The sequence below is a fragment of the Gluconacetobacter sp. genome (assembly GCF_047721585.1).
GTDB classification, from domain to species: domain Bacteria; phylum Pseudomonadota; class Alphaproteobacteria; order Acetobacterales; family Acetobacteraceae; genus Gluconacetobacter; species Gluconacetobacter dulcium.
In genome coordinates this window covers 1-21,092 of record NZ_JBDNXE010000052.1, presented here as the reverse complement: position 1 = coordinate 21,092, position 21,092 = coordinate 1, and the positions used below count along the sequence as shown (strand labels likewise).

At 63.8% G+C, this 21,092-nt stretch carries 17 protein-coding genes; 13 read left to right on the top strand and 4 right to left on the bottom strand.

The annotated features are described in order from the left end of the window. The first annotated feature begins 1 nt into the window (after window position 1). Entirely contained in the window at window positions 2-1,291 is a 1,290-nt protein-coding gene (locus tag ABF821_RS11185) for an MFS transporter (RefSeq protein ID WP_415530042.1), read from the top strand. After that, window positions 1,288-3,060, top strand: a complete 1,773-nt coding sequence (locus ABF821_RS11180) for a gamma-glutamyltransferase family protein (protein WP_415530041.1) — start codon at window positions 1,288-1,290, stop codon at window positions 3,058-3,060. Before ABF821_RS11185 ends, ABF821_RS11180 begins: the two co-directional genes overlap by 4 nt. Here ABF821_RS11180 and ABF821_RS11175 read toward each other — a convergent pair. Together ABF821_RS11175 and ABF821_RS11170 are read right to left on the bottom strand one after the other, a co-directional pair. Continuing rightward, window positions 3,042-3,965 carry a LysR family transcriptional regulator gene (locus ABF821_RS11175; RefSeq protein ID WP_182974715.1) on the bottom strand — a complete coding sequence of 308 codons (924 nt, stop codon included), beginning with the start codon at window positions 3,963-3,965 and terminating at the stop codon, window positions 3,042-3,044. The genes ABF821_RS11180 and ABF821_RS11175 overlap by 19 nt on opposite strands. A 142-nt stretch (window positions 3,966-4,107) precedes the next feature. Further along, window positions 4,108-4,860, bottom strand: coding sequence for an MgtC/SapB family protein (locus ABF821_RS11170; protein WP_415530040.1), 753 nt, complete (start codon window positions 4,858-4,860; stop codon window positions 4,108-4,110). Between the two features lie 179 nt (window positions 4,861-5,039). Here ABF821_RS11170 and ABF821_RS11165 point away from each other — a divergent pair, with 179 nt between their 5' ends. The 5 genes from ABF821_RS11165 (at window position 5,040) to der (ending at window position 10,768) form a co-directional block, all read left to right on the top strand. After that, on the top strand, window positions 5,040-6,359 hold the full coding sequence (locus tag ABF821_RS11165; protein ID WP_415530039.1) for a dihydroorotase: 1,320 nt from the start codon (window positions 5,040-5,042) through the stop codon (window positions 6,357-6,359). A gap of 92 nt (window positions 6,360-6,451) precedes the next feature. Continuing rightward, the gene (locus ABF821_RS11160) at window positions 6,452-6,844 is read left to right on the top strand and encodes a hypothetical protein (protein WP_182974733.1); all 393 of its coding nucleotides are present in this window, start codon (window positions 6,452-6,454) and stop codon (window positions 6,842-6,844) included. Window positions 6,845-6,986: 142 nt separating this feature from the next. Beyond that, the gene (locus ABF821_RS11155; protein WP_415530038.1) at window positions 6,987-7,676 is read left to right on the top strand and encodes a hypothetical protein; all 690 of its coding nucleotides are present in this window, start codon (window positions 6,987-6,989) and stop codon (window positions 7,674-7,676) included. A 160-nt stretch (window positions 7,677-7,836) separates the two neighbouring features. Next, window positions 7,837-9,207, top strand: a complete 1,371-nt coding sequence (locus ABF821_RS11150; RefSeq protein WP_415530037.1) for a PQQ-binding-like beta-propeller repeat protein — start codon at window positions 7,837-7,839, stop codon at window positions 9,205-9,207. Window positions 9,208-9,352: 145 nt separating this feature from the next. Further along, entirely contained in the window at window positions 9,353-10,768 is a 1,416-nt protein-coding gene (gene der / locus ABF821_RS11145; RefSeq protein ID WP_415530036.1) for a ribosome biogenesis GTPase Der, read from the top strand. Window positions 10,769-10,827: 59 nt separating this feature from the next. Here the strand turns inward: der and ABF821_RS11140 are convergent, their stop codons facing one another. Both ABF821_RS11140 and ABF821_RS11135 read right to left on the bottom strand, forming a co-directional pair. Continuing rightward, window positions 10,828-12,177, bottom strand: coding sequence for an aspartate aminotransferase family protein (locus ABF821_RS11140; RefSeq protein ID WP_415530035.1), 1,350 nt, complete (start codon window positions 12,175-12,177; stop codon window positions 10,828-10,830). Window positions 12,178-12,208: 31 nt separating this feature from the next. After that, a complete protein-coding gene (locus ABF821_RS11135) occupies window positions 12,209-13,402 on the bottom strand; it encodes a M20/M25/M40 family metallo-hydrolase (RefSeq protein ID WP_415530034.1) in 1,194 nt (397 codons plus the stop codon). Window positions 13,403-13,516: 114 nt separating this feature from the next. On the opposite strand from ABF821_RS11135, the gene ABF821_RS11130 reads away from it, so the two are divergent. The 6 genes from ABF821_RS11130 to ABF821_RS11105 all read left to right on the top strand — a co-directional run bounded on the left by ABF821_RS11130 (window position 13,517) and on the right by ABF821_RS11105 (window position 21,012). After that, window positions 13,517-14,434, top strand: coding sequence for a LysR family transcriptional regulator (locus ABF821_RS11130; protein ID WP_415530033.1), 918 nt, complete (start codon window positions 13,517-13,519; stop codon window positions 14,432-14,434). A 363-nt stretch (window positions 14,435-14,797) separates the two neighbouring features. Beyond that, on the top strand, window positions 14,798-17,161 hold the full coding sequence (locus tag ABF821_RS11125) for a TonB-dependent receptor (protein WP_183007714.1): 2,364 nt from the start codon (window positions 14,798-14,800) through the stop codon (window positions 17,159-17,161). A gap of 30 nt (window positions 17,162-17,191) precedes the next feature. Then, a complete protein-coding gene (locus ABF821_RS11120) occupies window positions 17,192-17,482 on the top strand; it encodes a DUF3311 domain-containing protein (protein ID WP_415530032.1) in 291 nt (96 codons plus the stop codon). Next, window positions 17,479-18,885, top strand: a complete 1,407-nt coding sequence (locus ABF821_RS11115; protein WP_415530031.1) for a sodium:solute symporter family protein — start codon at window positions 17,479-17,481, stop codon at window positions 18,883-18,885. The genes ABF821_RS11120 and ABF821_RS11115 overlap by 4 nt, the downstream gene beginning before the upstream one ends. Window positions 18,886-18,960: 75 nt before the next feature. Next, window positions 18,961-19,350 (top strand): tautomerase family protein, encoded by a 390-nt coding sequence (locus ABF821_RS11110; protein WP_114728501.1) that lies wholly within the window; start codon window positions 18,961-18,963, stop codon window positions 19,348-19,350. 201 nt (window positions 19,351-19,551) lie between these two features. After that, complete coding sequence (locus tag ABF821_RS11105) at window positions 19,552-21,012, top strand: amidase (RefSeq protein ID WP_415530030.1); 1,461 nt, start codon at window positions 19,552-19,554, stop codon at window positions 21,010-21,012. Window positions 21,013-21,092 lie beyond the last annotated feature (80 nt).

Sequence of the window (21,092 nt, the reverse complement as noted above, 5' to 3'; positions counted from 1 at the left end):
CATGAGCCCGACACCCGCATCGTCCCGAAGGAACATCGTTGGTGCCGCCGTCGGAAACGCGTTTGAATTGTTTGACTTTACGGCCTATGCCACGTTCGCGACCATTATTTCGTACACCTTCTTCCCCGCCGGGCACAGCGATACCGCGCTGCTGCTGACGCTTGCCACCTTTGGCATCGGCTTTTTTGTCCGCCCGCTCGGGGCATTTATCATTGGCGCCTACGCGGACCGGCACGGTCGCCGTGCGGCTATGACACTGACTGTCTGGGTCATGGCGGCGGGCAGTGCGATCATCGCCTTCCTGCCCGGTTATGCCACGATCGGCATTGTCGCGCCATTCGCCCTTGTCGTCGCGCGGCTGTTGCAGGGATTCGCTGCAGGCGGGGAACTCGGCGCGGCGACGTCCATCCTTGTGGAAAACGCCCCGGAAGAGCGGATGGGCCTTGCCGGAAGCTGGCAGACTACGGGGCAACATATAGGCGCGTTGATTTCCGGACTTCTGGGGTTGGTTCTTTTTCTATGTTTCGATGAAGATACGATTCGCGCGTGGGCGTGGCGGTTGCCGTTCGTCTTTGGAATGCTGATCGCTCCGGTCGGGATCTATCTCAGGAAAACACTGGAAGAGGCCGTTCCGTCCGATGACGAGCGCTTGTCTTTTGCCGATTTCCTGCGGCGGTTTCACGGCCATGCGGTCAGGCGCCTGCCCATCGGAATCGTCTATGAGGCTGGAAGCACCATCCAGCAATATTTCTTTCAGTTCGTCGTTACATATGCGGTCCATACGTTGCATATGCCAATTCGCAAGGCATTGCTGATCAATATCAGCAATGGTGTCGTCGGGTTTGCGGGTTCGCTCGCCGGTGGTCTGCTGGCCGACAGGTATGGTGCGCGCCGGGTGATCGTCATTTCCAGACTGATCAATGCGGCGATTTATTTTCCCGTCTTCTGGCTCATGCTTCAGGCGCCCTCTCTGGGTAGTCTCACCCTTGCGTGTGCCATTCTCATGATCGGCAATGCCGTATCAGGCGGTGCGGGCATGGCGTTCCTGGCTTCGCTATTTCCGAAGGAGCAGCGGGCCTTCGGCATCGGTCTGTCCTACTCGATCGGTGTCACCCTGTTCGGGTCCACCGCGCAACTGGTCTTTGCGTGGATCATCGGCCTGACGGGCAGCCGACTGTCATGGATCGGATATGTGATAGCCGTCTGCGTCCTGTCCGCCATGATCCTCGTATCCGCACAGCGGACTGCGAACATGCATGATGCAAGCAAGAAGAAAGAAAGAGCAGTATGACATCTTTCCTGACACGCCCTGAACTCTCTGGCACCTTTGGTGCCGTTGCCAGCACGCACTGGCTCGCCAGCAGCGTCGGGCAGGCTGTGCTGGAACGAGGGGGGAATGCATTCGACGCTGCCGTCGCCGCCGGATTTGCCTTGTGGGTCGCGGAACCGCATCTGAACGGGCCGGCCGGAGATGCTCCTATCATCGTCAGTCATGCCGAAACCGGCCGGCAGCATGTGATCTGCGGGCAGGGTGTTGCTCCTGCTGGCGCGACCATCGACGCCTATCATGCTCTTGGTCTTGACGAGATTCCGGGAACCGGGCATCTGGCCGCCGTCGTTCCCGGCGCCTTCGATGCCTGGTGCCTGATGTTGCGTGAGTTCGGCTCCTGGGATTTCGTGGACGTTATTGAATATGCGATCTTCTACGCCGTGCGGGGGGTGCCCGTCATGCCGCAGATGGTTGCGACCATCGCCAGCGTGGAGAGTCTTTTTCGGGAACACTGGCCTGAGAATGCGAAGACGTTCATGCCTGACGGCAATGTTCCGGCCGTGGGTTCGCTTCTATGCCGTCCGGTGCTGGCGGAGACTTTCGAACGCCTGAAGAGTGCCGCAACCGGCGCGACGCGTGAGGATCGCATCGATGCCGTCCGGCATGCCTGGTATAATGGCTTCGTCGCGGAGGCTATCGACCGTTTCTGCCGGATTCCGATGATGGACAGCAGCGGAACGGCGCATATGGGGTTTCTGACCTCGGCGGACCTCGCCTCGTGGCGGGCTACCGTTGAGGAACCGGTTTCATTGCGAGATGGTCGGTATACCGTTCTGAAATGCGGTGCATGGAGCCAGGGGCCGGTGTTTCTTCAGCAGCTTGCGCTGATGCAGGGCTTCGATGTCACGGGCATGGATCCTTGTGGCGCCGATTTTCTCCACACCGTTACCGAATGCGCCAAACTGGCCTATGCCGACCGCGAGGCCTTTTATGGCGACAGTCCTGATGTCCCGCTCGTAACGCTGCTTTCCGATGGCTACAATACTGTGAGACGGGGGCTGATCGGAGATCGGGCTTCGCTCGAACTGCGTCCGGGACACCCGGAAGGCAGGACGCCGGAGTTCGGATTCTGGCCTGTTACGCAGTTGGATGGTGGCAATGCAAGCGGTGTCGGTGAGCCGACCGTCTCCAATATGGGGGTCGCGAAGGGGGATACCTGTCATATCGATGTCGTGGATGCCCAGGGCAACATGGTGAGTGCCACGCCGTCGGGCGGGTGGCTCCAGTCCGCGCCCGTGATCCCGGAACTCGGTTTTGGCCTTGGCTCTCGTGCCCAGATGTTTTCGCTACGGTTGGGACATTCAAATGTCCTCATGCCGGGTAAACGCCCCCGGACCACCCTGACCCCCAGCTTCGTGCTCAAGGATGGAAAACCATGGATGGCTTTTGGCACGCCGGGTGGCGACCAGCAGGATCAGTGGTCGTTCATCTTTTACATGCGCATGACCCGTTTCGGCATGAACATTCAGGAAGCGATCGATGCCCCGAGCTTTCATAGCGAGCACTGGCCCGGCAGTTTCTGGCCGCATGTCGCGCATCCCGGACGGCTTGTTGTCGAAGGTCGCTTCGGTGCGAATGTCGTGGACGATCTTAGGGGCCGTGGACATGATGTCGTGGTCGGTGGCGACTGGAGCGAAGGTCGACTCTCCGCGGTTCGTCGCGAGGCGGATGGCAGGCTTTACGCTGGGGCCAATCCGCGCGGTATGCAGGGCTATGCGGTTGCCCGTTGAGGTGTCGCAAGCGCCGCAGGGATCTCGCCTCCCTGCGGCGCGACGCGTGAGACGTTTTCCATCAATGTGCGCATCAGGGCTCTGACCGCCCGTGTCGAGCGTCCCGGCACCAGAAGAAATTCCAGTTCTGGCAGCGGAGGCAGTTCGGAGGCTTCCACGGGGACGATGCTGTCGTCGATCAGCAGCGCGGACTGCATGAAGACTCCGTAGCCAGCCCGGACGCCCGCGATCAGCGCGCTCAGATGGTCACTGACGAATGAGAGTTGCCATGCGAGACCGGCCTGGTTCAGGGCCTCGATCGTCCGGCGGCGATTCAGGCTCTCTTTTTCATATGCCACTAGCGGTACGGGCATGCCCGCTTGCAGGTCGAACCCTCTGGCGCCGAGCCAGCGCAGCCGTTCGCGCCACAATACGCATTCGCCTTCGAATACTTCGCTCGACGGCAGGAAGCGTTTTGTGCAGGCGACATCCAGTTCCCCCGACTGTAGGCGGTTGTTGAGTTCCGAACTCAGCCCGACGACCAGGGAGACGTGCACGCTCGGATACATGGTGCGGAATTCGCGTAGGACTTCGGGCAGGTGGGACAGGACAAGATCGTCCGAGACGCCGAAACGGATATGGCCCGAGAGGAAATCGGGTTCGAATTCGTCGAACGCGGCCTCGCATGCCGCAAGAATCTGCTTGGCATGCGGAACGAGCATCTGCCCGTCCTCCGTCAGCCGCGTGTCCTTTGTGTTGCGCTCCAGCAGGGAGCGGCCGAGTATCTTTTCCAATCTGTTGATATGCTGACTGATCGTCGACTGGCTGACCCCGCGCATATGCGCTGCCGTAGTGAAGTGAAGCGTGTCCGCTACGGCCAGAAAAGACCGGAGCAACTGAGGATCGAGGTCGTGGTCGCGGGACATGCGCAGTCGTCTTTCAGCCTATCCGGTGTATCGGTCGTCAGGGGGCAGTTCCCGTAGCACATTCGCCCATGGACTTCATATTGCTGATCCGTCTGCGGAGCAGCCAGTATCGAGGAGGCGTCTGATACGTCGTGGCGGTGTTTTATTCGGGACCCTCATCCTCGCTGGTTTCGACCATTCGTACGCCGTCGATTTCGCTTAACCTCTCGACGAGATGCGTTATCGGGCGCTTGCCCCTCACGCGCATGAAGAGGGTTACGGTTGGGGAGTGGAAAATGGGTGTCACGGGGCTGCCGTCGCGCGTGAGTGGCTCTTCGTCGTTAGAAAGGTGACTGCTTACCCGGACCTGTTCGATCGTGAAGCGGCATTGGGTGCAACGGAGCAAAATCGTACGCAGGAGGCCGCGTCCATCTTCGTAGACCAGGCGCAGGATCGTGTCGTTCTTTCGGTTGATCCGGAGGCGGCTGATGATCTTCGGGAAGCCGAACATGATGACGAAATGGCCGATGGTGGTGGCGATGGCGAGGAGCGGCATGCCCGCGCCGCAGGCCATGCCCAGCGCGGCGGTGAGCCACACCGACGCCGCCGTGGTGAGGCCGCGCACGACATCGCGGCGCATGAAGATGACGCCGCCGCCGATGAAGCCGATGCCGGAGACGATCTGGGCCGCGATGCGCGACGGGTCGACGACGACGGCCTGCGGGCGCAGCACGTCGTCGAAGCCGTATTTGGACACCAGCATGAACAGCGCGGCGGCGACGCCGACCAGCGTGTAGGTGCGCACGCCGGCACTTTTCTGCCGGATTTCGCGCTCGATGCCGATCAGGGCCGACAGGACGAAGGCGAGGGCCAGTTCGCCGAGTTGGAGCCAGCCCTGGCCGTAGAGTGCATTCATGGGACCCTCCCTGCCTGCATTGCCCCTGGCGAGAACGCGGGGGCTGGGCATTAAATTCCCCGGCGACGCGATTTCGGGGAGATCCCGTGGCTGGTGCGGGGCGGGGGATCGTCGTGCGGTCTTGCCGGGGCAGGATGATGGGAGTACCTCGCGGGGAGGCGACTGGCTGCGAGGGACCGATGCATTACGATCTGATCATCCGCAATGGGATTTGCGTGCTGCCCTGGGGCGAGGCGCGGACCGATATCGGCGTGCGTGCGGGGCGGATCGCCAGCCTGTCGGTCAGCATGGCGGACGAGGCGGACGAGGTGATCGACGCCGCGGGGCTGCATGTGCTGCCGGGGCTGATCGACCCGCATGTGCATCTGCGCGATCCGGGCAATGCGGCGGTGGAGAGCATTCCGACCGGCACGCGGGCGGCGGCGCTGGGGGGCGTGACCACCGTGTTCGACATGCCCAATACCGCGCCCTCGATCACCGACGGGGACATGCTGCGCTGGAAGCAGGAATATGCCTCGCGCGAAAGCTGGGTCGATTTTGCGATGTATGTCGGCGCCACGCGCGGGAACACGCCGCGTCTGGGCGAGTATGAACAGTTTGACGGTGTGTGCGCGGTCAAGGTCTTTGCCGGGTCTTCGACCGGCGACCTGATGATCGAGGATGACGAGGGCATCCGCCAGGTGCTGGAGCACGGGCATCGGCGCGTGGCCTTTCATTCCGAGGATGAATATCGCCTTCAGGCGCGCAGAAAGCTGCTGACCGAGGAGATGTCGTACGAGAGCCATCCGTTCTGGCGCGACGAGGAATGCGCCTTTCTGGGTACGCGGCGGATCGTGGGGCTGGCGCGGCGCGCGCGGCGGCCGGTGCATATCCTGCACACTTCGACCGCGGAGGAACTGGACTGGCTGGCGGGGTATCGGGATATCGCCACCGTCGAGGTGCTGGTGAACCATCTGACCCAGGTGGCGCCGGACTGTTACGAGACGCTGGGGGCGCTGGCGGTGATGAATCCGCCGATCCGCGACCGGCGGCATTACGAAGCCTCGTGGGAAGCGGTGCGGAGCGGCATGGTGGACACGATCGGCTCGGACCACGCGCCGCATTCCCTGGAGACGAAGGCGAAGCCCTGGCCCGCCACCCCGGCCGGGCTGACGGGCGTGCAGACCCTGGTGCCGGTGATGCTGGACCATGTGAATGCCGGCCGGCTGTCGCTGGGCCGGATGGTGGACCTGATGGCGGCCGGGCCGGCGCGGGTTTACGGCCTGCAGGCCAAGGGGCGGATCGCCATGGGGTATGATGCCGATTTCACGCTGGTCGATATGGCGGCGAAGCGGCGGATCACCAATGACTGGATCGCCACCCCGGCCGGCTGGACGCCGTTCGACGGCATGGCGGTGACGGGCTGGCCGATGGCGACGATCGTGCGCGGGCAGGCGGTGATGCGCGAGGATACGATCCTGGGCGCGCCTGTAGGCCGGCTGGCGTGCTTTGCGCCCTGATTTTGACATCTTGTCGTCATAGGCGGCACCGTCCGCGATTTCCGTCATCGTGACGGCGGGACCGTAGTCGAGAAGGATGTGTCTTGCGTGCTATGATATCGGCCCGGTTGTCGGGTTGTGCCGCTGCCCTGTGTCTGACCGTGGCCGTGGCGGGCGGCCCTTCCGTGGCGCGTGCGGCGGATGCCGCGTGGTCCGCGCCGGCCTGCGGGAAGGAGCCGGTGGCGCCTGCCGTCGATTCCAGTTCCGTGGCGAAATACAATGCCAGCGTGGATGCCGTGACGGCGTATGAAAAGGCCGCGCGGACCTATAACGCCTGCGTCAGTTCCGCCGCCGCGCGCGACGAGAGCGCGATCAGCGCCGAGGCCAAGGCGCGGATCGGCCAGGTCCATCAGACCAGCGTGGCCGTGCAGCAGCGGATCGCCGGGCATTTCGCGAAGCTGACGGCGGACCTGAAGGCCGGGGCCGCGCGCTTTTCGCACCCCTGAACGGGCGCGCCGGCCGCGCGCCTGAACCGGCGCGGCCCGTCGCACGCGGGTTTGTTGCCCGCGTGCGCCGGGACCGCTATGGTCCGCGCTTGGAATGACGGGCCATGGTCCGTTTGGGCTGGATGCGGAGAGCGGTTGAGACGTGGCTGACGACATCTTCAGGGAAGTCGACGACGACATGCGCATGGAGCGTCTGCGGCTGATGGCCCGGCGCTATGTCGGCGCGGCAGTGGCCGTGGCGGTGGTGGCTGCCGCCGGTGTGGGGGGCTGGCAGTACCATGCCTGGCGTGGCCGGCAGGATGCCCAGGCATGGGGTGCGACCTATTTCGCGGCGCTGCATCTGGCCGATACCAGCCATATCGCCCCCGGTGAGACCAGTGCGCTGACGCCTCAGCAGAAGGATGCGATGGCGCGTCTGGCGACGCTGGATAACGTGCCTTCCGGATTGCGCACGCTGTCGCGGCTGGAACGCGCGGCGCTGCTGGCCTCCAGCGGCGATACCAGGGGCGCGCTGGCGCTGTGGACGCAGGTGTCCGACGATCAGGCGGCCGACCCGTTGCTGCGCGGGCTGGCGAGCCTGCTGTGGGTGCAGCACCAGATCGACGACGGGGACCCGGCGGTGCTGCGCTCGCGCCTCGCCACGCTGGACGGCGCGGGCAAGCCCTGGCGCGGACTGGCGCAGGAAAGCGAGGCGATGCTGGACCTGCGGCAGGGGCGTCTGGCCGATGCGCGGCGGAAGCTGAGCCAGATCACGACGCAGATCGACGTGCCGGAGGGCCTGCGCAGCCGGGCCGGCGGCATGCTCCAGACGCTGAATGCCGCGCCCTCCTAGACCGTATCCGGCCGGGGTGGGGCGCGGGGATGCGTCTTCTTCGGTCGCTCTCTCTGCTGGCGGTCTCTCTACTGGCGGTGTCGCGCGGACAGTGTTTTCATGCCGTCGGGCGTACCGAGACCGAAATGGCCCCGTTTTCCTTTCGTAGCGCAGGATTTACATGAACAAAGTTCTGACCCGCCGGCATGCGCTTCTTGGTGGCGCGATGGTGCCGGTCCTGGCCGGATGCAGCCTGTTCGATGATGACGACAAGCCACTGATGGCGGGCAAGCGCGTCGATGTTCTGACGACGGGTGCCGGCCTGATGGTCGATCCTGAAGACAAGACGCCGATCGCGCTGCCTGCCCAGACCACGATCAGCGAATGGTTGCAGCCGGGGCGCGTGCCCTCGCATGACGGGGTGAACATGGCCTGGAGCGGCCAGATGCGGCGCGAGTGGTCGCACGGCATCGGGGCCGGGGTGTCGGAACCCGAACTGCTTTCGTACGCGGCGCTGGGCGATAGCGGGCGCGGCGTGTTGCCGGCGACGCCGGTCGTCTCGAACGGGCGGATCTTTGTCGCTGACGCGCAGGGGGTGATCCGGGCCTTCGAATGGCCGCGCATGCGCCAGATCTGGCAGTTCAAGCCCAAGCCGAAGAAGATGCGCTCCAGCAATCTCGGCGGCGGGATCAGCATTGCCGGCGACACGCTCTATATCGTCGATGGCGTGGGGCAGGTGCTGGCGGTCGAGGCCGCGACCGGCACGGTGAAATGGCGGGTCGATATCGATACGCCGGGTCGCTCGGCGCCGACGGTGGTGGATGGCCGGCTGTTCTTCGGCACGATCGACGAGCGCCTGATGGCGCTGGACGCGGCGACGGGGAAGGTGCTGTGGACCTATACCGCCACCGAGGCCGTGACCGTGATCTTCGGCCAGCCCGCGCCCGCCGTGGTGGGGGATGTGGTGGTGGCCGGGTTCGGCTCGGGCGATCTGGTCGCGCTGCGGGTGGCCAGTGGCGAGGTGGTGTGGAGCGACACGCTGGGCAGCACCAACGGCCAGGAATCGACGGTCGATTTCTCCTGCGTGCGCGGGATGCCGGTGATTGTGGACAACACGGTCTATGCCATCAGCGCCGGGTCGGTGATGGTGGCGGTCGATCTGCGGTCGGGCCGCCGGCTGTGGGAACGCACCGTGGCCGGGCAGGACACGATGCTGGTGATCGATAACTGGGTCTATGTCATTTCCCTGGACCAGCAGCTTGCCTGCCTCGATCGGGTGAACGGCCATGTGCGCTGGATCACCCAGTTGCGGCGCTATCGTCGGGTCGAGGCGCAGAAGGATGGCGTGACCTGGACCGGGCCGATCATGGCCGGGGGCAAGCTGGTGTGCATCAGCACCATACCCGAGACCGGTTATGCGACGGTCGACCCCGCGACCGGGGCGCTGCTGACGATCGGCAAGCTGCCGGGGGTTGCCACGGTGGCACCGATCGTGGTGGATGGCCGGCTGCTGATCGTGACCGATGACGGCAAGCTGAACGCCTATAGCTGACGCTGTGGCCGACGCTGCAACGGAGTCTGATCGCCTTGGGTCGCTGCGATCCGAGGCGTGAATCGGGCTCTGAAACGATGTAAAGAGAGAGCGGGATGCGCCAGCATGGGCGAACGCATCGTTGCTCCAGGGACAGTTTCATATCTTGGCCAAGCTTCCTTCCGTTCCGACCGGGGATGACCTGCCGATCGTCGCGATCGCCGGGCGTCCGAATGTCGGCAAGTCCACCCTGTTCAACCGCCTCGTGGGGCGGCGGCAGGCGCTTGTTGCCGACACGCCGGGCGTGACCCGCGACCGCAAGGAAGCCGAGGCCACCGTGCGCGGACGGCGGGTGCGGCTGATCGATACCGCCGGGCTGGAGGAGGCCGCGCCCGATACGCTGTACGGGCGGATGCGCGCTTCGTCGGAATCGGCGGTGGCGCAGGCGGATCTGGTGCTGTTCTGCATCGATGCGCGGGCGGGCATTACGCCGGCGGACGAGCATTTCGCCGCCTGGATCCGCCGCCAGGGGCGGCCGGTGCTGCTGGTGGCGAACAAGGCCGAGGGGCGCCAGGGTGCGGCCGCCGCGATGGAGGCGTTCGCGCTGGGGCTGGGAACGCCGCTGGCGATTTCCGCCGAGCATGGCGAGGGCCTGTCGGAACTGATGGGCGAGATCGCGGACCGCATGCCGCCCGAGGTGCCGCCGGAGCCGGTGGAGCCCGTGGCCTATGGCGAGGACGGCGAGGAACTGGACGAGCGGCCGCCCGGCCCGCTGCGGCTGGCGATCGTCGGCCGGCCCAATGCCGGCAAATCGACCCTGCTGAACCGCCTGCTGGGCGAGGAACGGATGATCACCGGGCCGGAGCCCGGCCTGACCCGCGATTCCGTCACCGTGCTGCTGCATGACGAGCAGGGGCCGATCCAGCTTGTCGATACCGCCGGGCTGCGGCGCCGGGCGCGGGTGGAGGACGGGCTGGAGAAGATGTCCACCTCCGCCACCATCGAGGCGTTGAAGATGGCCGAAGTGGTGGTGCTGGCGCTGGATGCCACGCTGGGGGTGCATGAGCAGGACCTTCAGATCGCGCGCCTGATCGAGCGCGAAGGGCGCTGCTGCGTGCTGGCGCTGAACAAGTGGGATGCGGTGGAAGACCGGATTGCCACCCGGCAGGCGATTTCGGACCGGATCGAGACCTCGCTGGCGCAGATGCGCGGGATTCCGGTGGTGTCGTTCTCGGCGCTGACGGGGGCCAATGTGCACAAGTTGCTGCCGGTGGTGCGGCGGGCGCATGAGGTGTGGAACAAGCGCATTCCCACCGGCGCGCTGAACCGCTGGTTCGAGATGATGCTGGAGCGGCACAGCCCGCCGCTGGTGAGCGGGCGCCGGCTGAAGCTGCGCTACATGACGCAGGCGAAGGCCCGGCCGCCGACCTTCATCCTGTTCGGCACCCGTGCCGAACTGCTGCCCGAGGATTACCAGCGCTATCTGGTGAACGGCCTGCGTGAGGCATTCGACCTGCCCGGCACGCCGATCCGGCTGTTGCTGCGCGGGACGCGCAACCCGTACGCCGAAGGGGGCGCCTGACCGCGCGGGTTTCCCCCGCCCTGCTGAGCGGGGGCTTTGGCGTGACCTCGCCGCGCGGGTCAGGCGAGGGTGTCGATAATCTGCCTGACGGTGCCCACCATGTCGCGCAGTTGCTGCGGCGTGGAGATGAAGGGCGGCCCGAACGATACCGTGTCGCCGGTGCAGCGCAGCAGAAGTCCGTGTTTCAGGCCCTGTTCGAACAGGGCCGTGCCGCGGGCGCCGGGTGCGTCGGGTGCCGGTACGAGGTCGATCGCCGCCGTCAGGCCGATATTGCGCACGTCGGCGACGCCCGGCCGACCGTCGAGCGTGTGGATGGCGTCTTCCAGCACCGGCTCCAGGCTGCGGACCCTGGCGATGAGGGAATCCTGCTCCATCGCGTCCAGCACCGCGTGGCCGACCGCCGCCGCCAGCGGATGGCCGGAATAGGTATAGCCGTGAGCGAACTCGATGGCGTTTTCCGGGCCGGTCATGAAGGTTTCGTAGATCGCGTCGGTGACGATGACGCCGCCCATCGGGACCACGCCGTTGGTCACCGCCTTGGCGAAGGTGATCATGTCCGGTTTGACGTTGAAGCGCTGGGCGGCGAAATTCTCGCCCAATCGCCCGAAGCCGGTGATGACTTCATCGAAGATCAGCAGGATGCCGTGACGGGTACAGATCTGCCGCAGGCGCTCCAGATAGCCCACCGGAGGAACCAGCACCCCGGTCGAGCCCTGGACGGGTTCGACGATTACGGCGGCGATGGTCGAGGCGTCGTGCAGGGCGACCAGGCGTTCGAGGTCCTCGGCGCGTTCCATGCCCCATGTCGGCTGGCCCTTCGAGAAGGCCATGTGCGCCGGATCGTGGGTGTGGCGCAGATGGTCGACGCCGTTGAGCATCGCGGTGGCGAACATCCTGCGGTTGGGTACGATGCCGCCGACCGACATGCCGCCGAATCCCACGCCATGATAGCCGCGTTCGCGCCCGATCATGCGGAAACGGCCGCCTGCGTCGCGCAGGCGGTGGTAGCCCAGTGCGATCTTGAGCGCGGTATCGACCGATTCCGAGCCTGAATTGGCGAAGAAGACGTGATTGAGCCCATCGGGGGCGAGGTTGGCAATGCGTTCGGCGAGCCGCACCGTGACCGGGTTGGTCATCTGGAAAGCCGTGCAGTAATCGAGCGTTTCGGCCTGCCGCTTCAGGGCTTCGACGATTCCGGGGTGGGCGTGGCCCAGCGGCGTGCACCACAGGCCCGACAGCGTGTCGAACAGGGCATGACCATCCTGGGTATGGTAATATGGCCCGGCGGCGGACGCGATGATGCGTCCGGCGGGGTTCGCGCGGACCCGCCTGTTCGCGGTGAAGGGCATCCAGTAGGTGCCGTTGGCGAGTGTCTGCTGGCAGTCGAATGTGTTTGCGCGGTCGTTCATCGTGAGGTTCTTCCGTCGGTCGGTCTGGCGGTCAGGATTGCGCGGCGTCCGGTTGCACGGCGAGTTGCAGGAGCAGGCCGGCGAGAAGTCTGGCGCGCGGCAGCAGGCTGCCGACCAGGAGATGCTCGTCGAGCGTGTGGATGCCGCCGCCGAGGACACCCAGCCCGTCGAGCGTGGGAATGCCCGTCGCGCCCGTGAAATTGCCGTCCGATCCGCCGAAACCGCTCTCGGCGGCGGTTGCGAGGCCGAGCGTGTCGCAGATTGCCTGGGCGTGAGCGACCAGTTGGCGGCAGCCTTTTCCCGGCGTCCAGAGGGGGCGCATGACGGTGGGTGTGATGGAGAGCGCCACGTCCGGCGAGGACGGCTGGAGCGCCAGAAGGCGCGCGATGCCGGCCTGACGCTCTTCTTCTGTCCGGGCGCCGCTCATCAATATCCGGGCGTCGCAGGTGGTGGCGACGCAGTTTGCCCACTCGCCGCCCTGGATGACGCCGACGGAATAGGTGCAGCTTTCCGAAGACAGGTCTTCGATCCGCAGGACCTGATGGCACATCTCGCGGATTGCGCTGCGCCCTGCGGACAGATGGGCGCCGGCGTGGCTGGGGCGGCCGGTCGTGCGGATGGTGAAGCGCGAGACAGGATAGCGTCCGCTGGCGAGGTTGCCGAAAGGGGTGTCGCCCGGTGTGCCGGGCTCGGGCACGAGGATGATTCGGTGGCGTCTGGCTTCGGCCTCGATGATGTCTCGGGTGCTGGGGGTGCCGATCTCCTCGTCCGGCGTCAGGAGAACGGTGACGGGCAGTGCTGTCCGCAGTCCGGCGGCATGGATCACGCGCAGGGCCTCGACCGCGAGCCAGGTGCCGCCCTTCATGTCGCAGACGCCCGGACCGAACAGTTTGTCGCCTTCAACGCGGATCGGCAGGCGGTCGCGCGTGCCCAGTGGGTGAACGGTGTCGAGATGTGCGAGAACGAGGATGCCGGGTGTGTCCTCAACAGTGCCGAAACGGGCGCGGACGCAACTCCCGAGCCCCATGCGGCCGGGCAGGCGTTCGATCCTTGCGCCTGCGATGGCGAGGTCGCGTGATGCCAGATCGAGCATCCGGTCGACGGCGCCGGCATCCCATGTCGGGCTTTCGCAGGCGGCCCATTCCGAAATGCCCTGCACCGCGGCTTCGAGATCGAAGGGCAGGGCGGTCAGGGGGGCCGGGCTTTCGTGCAGGACAATGGGCATCGGAGGTCTCCTGATGACGGGAAGACCGTTTTGCCTGAACATGACATTGCGAAGCCATAATGATTATGATGACACTGCGCCACGGTTTTCGATCCACTGACGCGGAGTGTTGGCATGCATGTAAGAGCGTTCGATTATCTGCGCGTCATTGCGGAAACCGGGTCGCTGCGCGGGGCGGCCCAGAAGATCGGCGTGACGGCGACCGCGTTGACGCGGCAGATCGAGCATCTGGAATATTTCTTTCGTATGAAGCTGTTCGAGCGTGATCAGCGTGGAATCCGGCTGACGGCGGCGGGCGAGGTCGTGATGGAGACGGCCGAGCGGGTTTCGCGCGAACTGGATGTGACCCGCCAGCGGGTGGACGATCTGAAGGGATTGCGTAGCGGAATCGTGAATATACGTGTTTCGTCGAGTACTTTGACCAGTGTGCTGGTACCTGCCCTGACCGCGTTGAACGACGAATATCCGGGTTTGCGCTTTATGGTCGAAGTCGCGACGGCACCGCTGGTGGGAGAGGCGCTGGTGGCGGGGAGGGCCGATCTGGGGCTGACGATCTTCGCGCCGGACCTGTCGGAACTGACGCTGTGCGCACGCATGCCGGTGGTTCATTCGGCCATCATGGCGCCGGCGCATCCGTTGGCCGGAAACGATACGATTTCGCTGCGCGACTTGCAGGATCATCCGCTGTCGATGCCTGACAGTGCCTATTTCGTGCGGCGTGCGTTCGACCGGGCGGTGAAATCGAGCGCCATGTCCCTTGATCCGGTGTTTGTCACAGGGTCGTTTGAATTGCAGATCGAACTGGCGATGCGGGGACGGGCCATTCTGTTTCTGCCAGCCTTTTCCTGCCGGACCTATATCGAGCGCGGCCAGCTATGTGCGGTGGCGCTCGGCCCCGATCTGCAGGTGCCCACGTCGCTGGACCTGCTGAGAGCGTCGCACAAGCCGCTCTCGGCCGCGGCGCGGGTTGTGAGTTCCCGGATCGCCGATGTCATGGCCAGTATGGATGCGGCAGGAGACTGGGCCGGATAGAGATTTATTTTCAAAGAGAATTTTTTGTATTGCCCTATCGTTTCCGCGGCCAGGTCGGCCGCCTGAGCAGATTGGTTGTGCAACGAATAGCGTGGCACGCTGCCCACAAAAAGTAGGTATCCATGATACAATCGGGTTCGTAACGTTATCGCAGGGCACGGACAGCGCCGATGCCCCGGTAGAAATCGACGCGGGCGGACGATTGACGTGCATGCACGATCATATTGTTCCGACGCCCGCTTTTCTTGTGTCAGCGCCCGGCAGGGCGGGGCATTGCCAATGCGAGAGACGGGAAGGGGCGGCGATGTGCCGGGAGCCCGATCCGAACGGTTCAGAACGCGATCAGAGAGGGTGAGACGAGCGATGGTGAAGCGCACATGCCGCAGGTCGATGCTTCTGCTTTCCAGCATCTTCGTCTCGGCCCTGGCACTGCCGCGTGCCGCCGATGCACAGGCCGTATCGGTACACAAGACCGATGTGCATCCAGGCAAGGATGCGGCGATGCCGGCGAGCAGGGCTGCAGGGAATGCGCGCCCGACGCGGGCGGACGATGCAGTTGCATCGGCCGGTGCTCCCGCGACCTCGGCGCCGGAACAGATCCTGGTGCATGGTGCGCAGAATAATGGAGCACGGTTGCAGCATTCCGGCGTGGCGGTTTCGTATCTGAGCAAGGAGGTGTTGGCGCGCGCCGGCGTGACCACCATCAACGACCTGCAACGGCTGGTGCCGAACCTGCAGATCGAGCCGGCGATGGGTGGCGGGCAGCCGCAGTTTCATCTGCGTGGAATCGGATTCTTCGATTATGGCTCGAACAACATGCCCGATGTCATGACCTATGTGGACGGCGTGGCGTATCCGTTCGGTATCATGACGCAGGGTGTGATGTTCGACCTGGCAGGGGTCGAGATCGAACGGGGGCCGACCGGCGTTGCGTCGGGGCGCAATACCAGCGGTGGCGATATCGATATCATTACCGCCGAGCCGACCCATCGCTGGACGGCCGGAGTGATGGAGGACATTGCGAATTATGCGCGTAGCAAGACCGACCTGTATGTTTCCGGACCTATTTCGCGCAAGGTGACGTTCCGGCTCTCGGCCGAGACCAACCATGGCGGCGGCTATCTGCACAACCGCGACACGGGCGAGCATATCGGCAATGCCAACCGGGGTGCTGTGAGAGGCAAGCTGAACTGGGAAGTGGACGAGACGACCAGGGTTTCGCTCAACGGCCACTGGGCGATCGATCGGTCGGATGCGACGCCTGGATATCTGATCAAGCCGCTGGCGACGGCGTTGGGCAAGGGGCCGACCATTCCGGCAGACCGCGACCATTACGCGACGGGGTGGGGAATTTCGCCGGAATTCGCCAACATGATCGGCGTATCGCCCGACCAGAAGCCGTTCCGCAACAACCAGAGCTGGGGTATCGACCTGTCGCTGACCAAGGATTTCTCCTGGGCGCGTCTGAGTGCGATCAGTGCCTTCGAGGCGATGGCGCGGCGCGAGATGAATGACTGGGATGCATCGTCATCCTTCGAGGCGGACAATTTCTTTGACAGCAATGTCAGCGTCTTTTCGCAGGAGCTGCGTCTGGCATCGCGTCGGCAGGGGCCGATTACATGGTCGACGGGGATGTATTTTTATGAGTCTTCCCTTCAGGACAAGATGGTTACCGACTATATGTCGACACATCATTTCATCAATACGACGCGCTATGGACAGGGGAGCCAGTCGCTCTCGGAATTCGCGCAGATGGTCTATCGGCCGGTTCATAACCTTCGGATCATTTTTGGCCTGCGGCATGAGAATGCGTGGAAGTATCTGAACGATTATTACACCCAGCGCAGCACGCTGCCGCGCGCCAACCGCTATGACCGTTTCGTCGGCATGGATCAGGTGACGGGCAAGGCGGGGGTCGAATATGACGTGACGCGCGATGTCATGGCCTATTTCAATGTCCGGCGGGGGGCGAAGGAGGGTGGGTTCTCGGCAGTCAACCTGACGACGCCGTCGCAGATCGACGGGTTCAAGCCCGAATGGCTGATGGCCTACGAAGTAGGTATGAAGACCGAGTTCTTCCAGCACCGGCTGCGGTTGAACGGCACGCTGTTCAAATATGATTATCACGACCAGCAGGTGCAGAGCGCCATCGTCGATTCTGTGCTGGGTCCGGTTGCGAAGATCGTGAATGCGCCGCGATCGACCGTATGGGGGGTGGAGGGCGAGATGCAGGCCGAGCCCGTCAAGGGCCTGGTCCTGTCACAGACCTTCGGCTACGAGCAGGGGCAGTATAACAGGTTCCAGATTGCCGACCTGACGGCGACGCAGGCGGCGCATCAGGCCGGCATGCCATGGACGACGATCTATGCCGACATGAAGAATCATGACATGGGCTTTCCGCGCCTGTCGCTGAACGGGTCGATCAGCTATGACATTCATCTGCCCGGCCGGTTGCACGGCTATGTTCTGACGCCCGAGGCCGACTATTCCTACCGGAGCCTTCAGAGAGCGGTGCTTCTGGGAAATCTGTTCAATATCAAACCGTATTTCCTGCTGAACACGACGTTGACCGTCCGGCCGGAGCATGGGCGCTGGAGTGTATCGGGCTATATCCAGAACGCGCTGAACCGGACCTATGACCTGACGCGGAATTATTTCACGACGGCCAATTTCGGCATCGTTGGACCGCCGCGTTTCTATGGTGCGCGCCTGAGCTACACCTACTGAACGTTGCGGGTGCATGGGGAGGCTGGAGCCATGGATGAGCAGCATCGTTCGTCGGCCAAAGGCGGCGGAGCGCGTGGCCGGCAGGTGGTGCGGCTGGTTGTCGGGCTTGGGATTCCGTTCTGCGTGATCGATCTGGCGATCCCGTTCACGACGCGGGTCGACCGGACCGTATTGGGCGCGGCATTTCCGGTCTTCTGGATGTTTCTGTCGTTTGTCGTCACCTCCGCCTGCATGTTGGCGACATGGCTTCTGTTCGATCGTGCGGATGAGGCGGGAGAGGAGCACGATGCCGGGATCGCGGCGCCGGAGAGGGGGGAATGAGTGCCAATATCGTCTTCTTCGCCGTCATCATGCTGGCATTCGTCATTGTGCTCTATGCCAGGCGCGGGCATGCTGGAGGCGGGGCGCGGGATTATTTCGTCGCGTCAGGGCAGTTCGGCGGTTTTCTTCTGTTCTTTCTCTCGGTAGGCGAGACGTACAGCATCGGCAGTATCCTGGGTTTTCCGGCGGCAACCTATGTGCAGGGCACGCCGTTCGTCCTGTGGTTTCTCGGTTATATCGTGCTGGCCTTTCCGCTGGGTTATTTCGTCAATCCCCTGATCTGGCGGGCGGGGCGGCGTGTCGGCGCGATGACGGGGGTCGATCTCTTCCGTTTTCACTTCGAGAGTCGCGGACTGGAGAAGTTGGTCGCGTTGAATGCGATCATCTGCCTGGTGCCGTTAGGTGAAATGCAGTTCGTCGGCCTGCTGAGTGTGCTGAAGGCGTTTCACTGGCCCGTGAGCGGATTTGTGCCGATGGCGGGGGCGGCGGGGGTGACGTTCGTCTGGATCCTGCTCTCCGGCATTCGTGCCCCTGCCTATGTGTCTTTCATCAAGGACACGTTGGTGGTGGTTGCCGTGCTGCTTGTCGGGATGGCGGCGTTGCGGGCGCTGGGAGTGGATGGAGCGGCGACGCAGACCGTACCGGAATCTCCGGTCCATCGGTCGGGTGAGGGCAATCTGCTGGTGATGTCGACGATCCTGTTTCAGGCGGCGGGTTTCTGCGTCGCCCCGGCTAATATCGCCTTTCTGTTTACGGCGCGCTCGGACCGGATCGTTCGCCGTAACCAGATCGTCATGCCGCTTTACATGCTCATGTTCCCGTTTCTGTACGCCGTGGTGATGTTCGCCCGGTATGGTGGCGGGGCGGGGGCGATGGCCAATGATGTGTTCATGACCTCGGCGACCACCCTTTTGCCGGGCTGGGCCGTCGGGCTGGTGGCGGCGGCATGCGGGCTGTCCGGACTGGTGATCCTTGCCGGAAACTGTCTGACACTCGGCCCGCTGGTGTCGCACAACCTGCTGCATGGTCTGTCCGATCGGGGGCAGCGGCGCGGGGCGCAGGTCGTGATCGGCGGTTACCTGTTGTTCTCGGTTGTGGCGGCGGACCATCTGACGTCGGTCATGACGGTTTTGAACACGCTGTTCTATATGGGAATTTCACAGATTATTCCGGGCATGATCGCAATCGTCCTGCGGAAGGGCGTGGGTGCGTTCCCGATCGGGGCCGGGCTGGTGGTGGGAGATTGCGTGTCGATGGGGCTGGCCCTGTTTGGACCGCAGCCCGCGGCGGTCAACGTCGGCATGGTCGGCCTGCTGTGGAATGTCGCGATCGTCGGCGTTCTGGAAGGTATTCGCCGCTCTCAGGCTGGAGAGGCGGCGATGCGGGCGGCGGGCCGGAAATAGTCACGGGCAATAGTCCCGGACGGCCGGGGGCTGATTGGTCCCCGCGCAAGCATCATGACGATATGGAGGAAAAAGATGCCTTTATTGCGTTTCGACCTGATCGAAGGACGAACGGCGGAGCAGGTCGCGACACTGCTCGATGCGGCGCATGACGCGATGCTGGAAGCATTCAGGGTTCCGGCGCGCGACCGGTATCAACTGGTGTATCAGCATCCCGCCGAACAGACGCGCATCGAGGATACGGGGCTCGATATTCCGCGTACGCGCGATGTCATGATCGTCTCCGTGACGACGCGGCCGAGGACGCGTGAGGAAAAGCAGGCCTTCTACAGGTTGCTGACCGAAAAGCTGCAGGAACGTTGCGGGACGGCGCCCAGCGACGTCATGGTCAATTTCGTGACCAATACCGATGATGACTGGTCGTTCGGCTATGGCGAGGCCCAGTTTCTGACCGGAAAGCTCTGAATGGCGGCCCCGTGCCGGCGAGAGCAGATCCCGTTTGAATGCGTGCATTCAAACAGGTGAAGATGCTCGCAAAACAATAAACTAGAGCATTTCCATCGAACCGGTTTTCGGTGGAAATGCTTTAGGTCCGGTGCGGGGGCATCGGGGAGATTCCGCGGACAACGCACGTAATTTCGGATACGGAAAATGACGACAACAGGAATGAGCCGGGACGAGTGGTCCGCCTGTGACGCGACCCGGCTGGCAGAACTGGTGGCTCAGGGCGCTGTGACGCCTTCCGCACTGGCGCAGATGGCGGTGGAGGCGAGCGCGCGGGTGAATCCGCAGATCGGCTCGGTCATCGAACTGTTCGACGATGCCGTTGCAGCGCCGGAAACAGGTGGAACCCGGCTGGACGGGCCATTCCGTGGCGTGCCGTTTCTGATCAAGGACCTGGGCGCGACGGTCGCGGGGCGTCTGCAGGAACAGGGGTCGAAATTTCTCCGTGGCAACCGGTCGGATCGGGATGCTTTTCTGACGGCGAAGATGCGTAACGCGGGATTGAACATCATCGGCCGGTCGACCGTGCCCGAATTCGGTGTCTGCGGATCGGCGGAGAATCCCGATATCTATGTGACGCGCAGCCCGTGGAACCCGGATTATACGACGTTCGGTTCTTCCGCCGGCGCGTCGGCTTCGGTGGCCGCGGGTATCGTGCCGATGGCTCATGCGACGGATGGCGGCGGATCGATCCGGATTCCTGCGGGGGCGAACGGGCTGGTCGGGCTGAAATGTTCGCGCGGCGTGTTTTCGATCGCGCCCGGTCTGTCGGACATCACCGGCTATGTGTCCACCCAGGGATGCGTGAGCCGGTCGGTGCGCGATACGGCGCTGTTCGTCGATTCCTGCCGGGGTGGGGCGCCGGGAGAATTCATGCCGTACTGGAAAAGTGACGGATCATACACCACGCTGATCGGCCGGGACCCGAAGCTGCTGCGGATCGCCGTGTCCCATGAATGGGGGCGATATGCGGCCGATCCGCATTTCGTCGCGGAACTGGAAAAGACTGCGCGGTTTCTGCAGGAACTGGGACATGTGGTGGAGTGGGTGGTCCCGGACATTGATTTCGAGGAGGCATTTCGCGCGCAGACCGCGTGCTATATCGGCAATTTCGCGCAATTCATCCAGCGCATGCTGGACAAGAGGGGACTGTCCGCGCCGCCTGAGGATCTGATCGAACCCATCAATATCAGGATATGGGAAAAAGGGATTGGCATGTCTTACACCGAACGGTGGAAGATGCAGGATGTCTTCAATACCGTCTCGCGCCGGCTGGGGCAGTTTTACGAAGAATGGGATGTGATTCTCACCCCGACCTTCTCGAAGCCGACGCCCCGGCTCGGTGAGCGGAAATATCTGACGCTGAGCGATAATCCCGACGTGCTGAACTGGTTTTACGAATTGTGGGAGATTTTCTCCTACACCCCGCTGGGCAGCCTGACCGGCACGCCGGGACTCTCGCTGCCGCTGGCCTGGCAGCAGTCGGGACTGCCGCTGGGTATGCATTTCCAGACGCGGCAGGGGAATGACGGCTTGCTGCTGCAAATCGGGGCACAACTCGAACGGGCGATGGGCGGGCGGTTCTGGAACGGAAGGCGGCCCGCGATAGATGCGGGTCTGTAAGGCTGCCCGTCGCTTCCGGTGACGACAGAGTATCCGTCTTGATCAAGCTGTTTTTGGCGCCCATGAGCGATTGTGTCGCA

Excerpts from the sequence above, each read along its gene's own strand:
- ABF821_RS11110 (WP_114728501.1), top strand. The coding sequence starts at position 18,961 with ATGCCTTTATTGCGTTTCGACCTGATCGAAGGACGAACGGCGGAGCAG.
- ABF821_RS11150 (WP_415530037.1), top strand. The coding sequence starts at position 7,837 with ATGAACAAAGTTCTGACCCGCCGGCATGCGCTTCTTGGTGGCGCGATG.
- ABF821_RS11130 (WP_415530033.1), top strand. The coding sequence starts at position 13,517 with ATGCATGTAAGAGCGTTCGATTATCTGCGCGTCATTGCGGAAACCGGG.
- ABF821_RS11115 (WP_415530031.1), top strand. The coding sequence starts at position 17,479 with ATGAGTGCCAATATCGTCTTCTTCGCCGTCATCATGCTGGCATTCGTC.
- ABF821_RS11175 (WP_182974715.1), bottom strand. The coding sequence starts at position 3,965 with ATGTCCCGCGACCACGACCTCGATCCTCAGTTGCTCCGGTCTTTTCTG.
- ABF821_RS11105 (WP_415530030.1), top strand. The coding sequence starts at position 19,552 with ATGAGCCGGGACGAGTGGTCCGCCTGTGACGCGACCCGGCTGGCAGAA.
- ABF821_RS11165 (WP_415530039.1), top strand. The coding sequence starts at position 5,040 with ATGCATTACGATCTGATCATCCGCAATGGGATTTGCGTGCTGCCCTGG.
- ABF821_RS11185 (WP_415530042.1), top strand. The coding sequence starts at position 2 with ATGAGCCCGACACCCGCATCGTCCCGAAGGAACATCGTTGGTGCCGCC.
- ABF821_RS11120 (WP_415530032.1), top strand. The coding sequence starts at position 17,192 with ATGGATGAGCAGCATCGTTCGTCGGCCAAAGGCGGCGGAGCGCGTGGC.
- ABF821_RS11125 (WP_183007714.1), top strand. The coding sequence starts at position 14,798 with ATGGTGAAGCGCACATGCCGCAGGTCGATGCTTCTGCTTTCCAGCATC.
- ABF821_RS11170 (WP_415530040.1), bottom strand. The coding sequence starts at position 4,860 with ATGAATGCACTCTACGGCCAGGGCTGGCTCCAACTCGGCGAACTGGCC.
- ABF821_RS11135 (WP_415530034.1), bottom strand. The coding sequence starts at position 13,402 with ATGCCCATTGTCCTGCACGAAAGCCCGGCCCCCCTGACCGCCCTGCCC.
- ABF821_RS11180 (WP_415530041.1), top strand. The coding sequence starts at position 1,288 with ATGACATCTTTCCTGACACGCCCTGAACTCTCTGGCACCTTTGGTGCC.
- ABF821_RS11160 (WP_182974733.1), top strand. The coding sequence starts at position 6,452 with ATGATATCGGCCCGGTTGTCGGGTTGTGCCGCTGCCCTGTGTCTGACC.
- ABF821_RS11140 (WP_415530035.1), bottom strand. The coding sequence starts at position 12,177 with ATGAACGACCGCGCAAACACATTCGACTGCCAGCAGACACTCGCCAAC.